The organism is Sphingomonas populi (genome assembly GCF_004208535.1).
In the GTDB taxonomy this organism is placed as follows: Bacteria; Pseudomonadota; Alphaproteobacteria; order Sphingomonadales; family Sphingomonadaceae; genus Sphingomonas; species Sphingomonas populi.
The window spans coordinates 1-3850 of the sequence record NZ_SGIS01000103.1 but is presented as its reverse complement, the minus strand read 5'-3'; the positions used below and the strand labels follow the sequence as shown (position 1 = coordinate 3850).

Sequence of the window (3850 nt, the reverse complement as noted above, 5' to 3'; positions counted from 1 at the left end):
GCCAAACTCAAGCAGTTCCGACGGGTGGCAACCCGATACGACAAGCTGCTCGCCAACTTCATGGGCTTCGTCAAACTCGCAGCCATCGCTATATGGCTGAGATAGTTAAATCGTCACCACGCCCTAGTGAGGGTTACACGGTACGCGGCCTTGAGACCGCGGATTTTTATCACCTCGTTGGCGGCGTGCCCATCGACACGGCCGTCATAGAAGTCTTCCGCGCTGACCGACTCGGCTATGAAAACACTGGGCATGCGTATCCTTTGCAAAGCCGCACTCGACCGATCGCGGTCGATGAAAGAACCGGTTTAGAGGTCACCTGTTTGAAAAGAGTTTTGCGAAGGCGCGCGCTGGTCTAACCTAGGCAAAAGAAAAGGCCCGCCTTTCGGCGGGCCTTTGATATATCCTTTGACGATGAGGGGAGGCGTTAGCCCGCGTTCTCAAAGCCGATGGAGGTGATATAGCGATCTTGCCGCCGCCGTCAATATCGCGATCACTAGGAACTACCCTTGCCCTTCTCCCAGGCCGAAATTCAAGAGCTACCGTTCGTCATCTCAGCCGCTCGCTTCGCGACCTACCTCCAGGCCATGGGAAACGATCATGAGCGTGCGCTTGCCCTTTACGAATGGAACCTGGACGTGTCATCGGCCATGATTGTGCCGCTGCAGGTCTGCGAAGTGGCGATCCGCAACGGAGTAGCCGAGGCGATCGAACGGGTACACGGAGCCAATTGGCCGTGGAATAATGGGTTTATTCGCAGCCTGCCTCGTCCGAAGGGCCAGTTCCGATACAATGCGGCACGGGATCTCCAGGCTTGCGCGACGGCTTTGCCGACGACCGGGAAGATCATAGCGGAACTGAAGTTCGCGTTCTGGGAGCACATTTTTACCGCCGGCCAGGACGGCCGCATTTGGAACCCCCACTTTCATGCTTGCTTCCCCGGCGCACCGCACGGCCAGATCGCGCAGTGTCGCGCAACCGCTTACGCAGATCTGCGCGCCATCCGACATCTGCGCAATCGCATCGCCCATCACGAGCCGATTTTTACACGCAATCTGGCCGACGACTATCAGCGGATCCACGACATGATCGCGTGGCGCAGCCAGGTCGCAGCCGCGTGGATGGACGGGAAGCAAACCGTTTTGACACTGCTGGCCGCGAAGCCATGAGTCCGAAATTTTCTCCGTTCGTGATCAAAGCGCTCGTCGATACCATCACCGGTGGCGCCGGCAATGACAACGCGCCCTCCATCGGGATTTACCGATCGGGTCCGAAGATCGAGCAGTTCTTTCTCGATTGTGGGCTAGATATGCGCATTGGGAACAGCTCTCGGGTTCCGGCAACGACCGATTTTCTAAGGCAAAGCGCTCACCATTTTGACGGTCAGGGCGACACCTACATCACGCGCATCATCGAGAAGGTATGCGATCCGCGTGAATATCTGGCCGAACCCGAAAAAGCGACGGCCGTGCGCGAGCATATCAACGCCGCGCTGGCGGCCGACGGTCTCGCCGTGGTGGTGGTCAGCGGCAAAGCAGTTCTCACTGAGCGTCGGGGATCTGGTTCTATCGTCGAGCCCTTCATCGCCAAGGTCACGACGCTGGATTTTGATACCGTCCAGATCGAAATCGCGCGGGCTCTCCCGAATCTGGATGCCGACCCCGAGGATGCGGTTACCGCGGCCTGCTCCTTGATCGAAGATCGAAGCCGTGTGCCGCTCGATCTTGGTCGAACTCAAACTGCCTCTACCGGCGAAGAAGGATATCGACGGTCTCATCCGCGCGGTTCAAGACCCGCTCGGGCTCTCACCAGGGCGATCCGACCTGCCGGCGGAGATAGAGGCTGACATTCGTCAGACGTTGAGCGGCCTTACCTCCGTCGCCAAGGGGATTGGTGCGTTGCGGACGCACGGCGGTGACGCGCACGGGCGCGAAAAGGGCTTCCGCCGGATCGACCCCCGAATTGCGCGCCTGGCCCTGAACGCCGCCAGTTCGCTGGCGCTCTTCCTGATCGAAACGTGGGAGCGAAAAGAGCATCGGGCTCTTCCCCAACATGCGGAGCCGCTCTGAGCGGCCCGCTTGTCGTCTTACGGCGCTATCGGCCGAGCCCCTATGGGCGGTGCGGTACGCTCCGGGGCAGCGCCGTCTTGTCGGCGCCGAGCGCCGTGGCCGGCTCGGGTGCGACAACCGAAGCTGCCGGACGCATAGAGAGCCCCGTTGGGCCTAGCCACAACGCGACCGTTACACCGATCGTCACGGCAGCAACGATCGCGACAATGATCGCGTTCTTGAAACGACGAAACCAGGGCTCCCCCGTCTTGACGATTGTCCAGTTGGCCTTGAGCGGTAGCCGTGCCGCTTCGAGGATCGTCATTCGTCGATCCCGCAACGCGACGGTCTCGGGCACCGGCTTCAACATGTCCTCGCGGAGGGCGTCGAGCTCGGCGCGCACGGCAGTCCATTCCTCCTCTTCGGGGTTTTCGCGGAGCTCAATGCGGGCATGCGCGGCGTCGAACGCGGCAAGACGTTCAACCTTCTTTGAGGATTCAATTTCGCCGGCGTAGGCGACGGCCTCGGCCGTCAAAGTAGCGAGGTCGATACGTTGCGCGTCGATCCAGGCTTGGCGAAACTCGCTGATCTTGTTTTCCTTGCCGATCACGGCCGACATTGCGGCAATCAAGCCCGCGACGAGGCCACCGGCTAGGCCGATCACGGGTGGGAGCCAGTCCTTAATCTGCGGATCCATCGGTGGCCCCCTCCCATGCAGCGCCGGCCAGCAAGACCGTTGCCCTTTTAGGCATGTCCTGGTGCGACCATTTGATCGGCGGAGAGCATACGCACGCTGATCTCATACCGCGAACGAAGCACCTCGAGCAGGGCTGCGCAATGCATCCAATTCGTCGGATTGGGCGACCATCCACCATCGCCCCTTCGACCGAGAAAATACACTTATCGTGGTCAGCCACGATCAGGACGAACGGTTTCGATAGGCATCTTAAGCGCGACGCCGCTGTTTCACGGCCGCCAACATCTCTCGGCGTAGGATCGCATTCATTCGAGCCTGATAGCCCTTGCCGGCTGACTTCAGCCAGGCAAGCACGTCGGCATCGAGACGGGCAGTCACCTGCTGCTTGATCGGCTTATAAAAGCGGCCGCGCTGGGCGTTCTGCCAGAACTCCTCGGGCAACGCCGGCGCGTCGCTATAATCGATCTCGCTATCCGGAATCGCTTCCAATGCAGCCAGCTCGGCTTTCTGCGCCTCGCTTAACGGGGGCAGATTGCCCGGATCAAGTTCGAAGCGAACGATGTCATCGCCGTTCTTCTTCATACCGCTTCCTTTCCGTCCGTTCGGCTCGCCGGGCCGAGATGATGTGGATGACCTCAACATATTCATCATTGTCGCCCTCTTCGGCGACGGTGTGGGCCACGAGGAGAAGGAGATGCCCTTCCACGAGGCCGAGGGTTTGCCAGCGCTGTTCGCCACCTTCTATTCGATCCTGCTCGCTCAAGGCGAATGGATCAGCGAACGCCCGCGCTGCGGTCTCGAAGCTGACTTTGTGCTTCTTCAGATTGCTCTCGGCCTTCGCGGCGTTCCACGTAAAGCGCATCGACATGCCAAAAACATAATTACATTTCTGGCATTATACAAGGCCTCCTTGGACGGGGGGGCTCACGTCAGTTCAGCTATCTGAATCGTCGGCGACCCTCAGCTCGCGTGCGATCCTAGGGCGTGGTGACGATTTAAGGGTTAGGGATTCCCAATTGCTCTGAAATCGGATTCAAGGCTGATTTTTGGAGATCAGCGATGGATTGCGATGCGCTTCGGGATGATCAATGGGACCGGATCAAAG

The 3850-nt window shown here is 59.6% G+C and carries 6 protein-coding genes and 1 pseudogene; 4 read left to right on the top strand and 3 right to left on the bottom strand.

The window, feature by feature from the left end:
- From EWE75_RS24015 to EWE75_RS25905, 4 genes and pseudogenes are all read left to right on the top strand, one after another.
- Positions 1-105 (top strand): annotated as a pseudogene (locus EWE75_RS24015) (IS5/IS1182 family transposase); the annotation flags it as partial.
- A gap of 404 nt (positions 106-509) precedes the next feature.
- Positions 510-1169, top strand: coding sequence for a hypothetical protein (locus EWE75_RS24010; protein WP_130160554.1), 660 nt, complete (start codon positions 510-512; stop codon positions 1167-1169).
- Entirely contained in the window at positions 1166-1846 is a 681-nt protein-coding gene (locus EWE75_RS24005) for a hypothetical protein (protein ID WP_231708547.1), read from the top strand. Before EWE75_RS24010 ends, EWE75_RS24005 begins: the two co-directional genes overlap by 4 nt.
- Complete coding sequence (locus EWE75_RS25905; protein ID WP_231708546.1) at positions 1740-2069, top strand: abortive infection family protein; 330 nt, start codon at positions 1740-1742, stop codon at positions 2067-2069. The genes EWE75_RS24005 and EWE75_RS25905 overlap by 107 nt, the downstream gene beginning before the upstream one ends.
- A gap of 40 nt (positions 2070-2109) precedes the next feature.
- On the opposite strand, the gene EWE75_RS24000 is transcribed toward EWE75_RS25905, so the two are convergent.
- The 3 genes from EWE75_RS24000 to EWE75_RS23990 all read right to left on the bottom strand — a co-directional run bounded on the left by EWE75_RS24000 (position 2110) and on the right by EWE75_RS23990 (position 3613).
- A complete protein-coding gene (locus EWE75_RS24000; protein WP_130160553.1) occupies positions 2110-2745 on the bottom strand; it encodes a hypothetical protein in 636 nt (211 codons plus the stop codon).
- 249 nt (positions 2746-2994) lie between these two features.
- The gene (locus EWE75_RS23995) at positions 2995-3327 is read right to left on the bottom strand and encodes a BrnA antitoxin family protein (protein ID WP_130160552.1); all 333 of its coding nucleotides are present in this window, start codon (positions 3325-3327) and stop codon (positions 2995-2997) included.
- Positions 3308-3613, bottom strand: coding sequence for a BrnT family toxin (locus tag EWE75_RS23990; protein WP_130160551.1), 306 nt, complete (start codon positions 3611-3613; stop codon positions 3308-3310). Before EWE75_RS23990 ends, EWE75_RS23995 begins: the two co-directional genes overlap by 20 nt.
- Positions 3614-3850 lie beyond the last annotated feature (237 nt).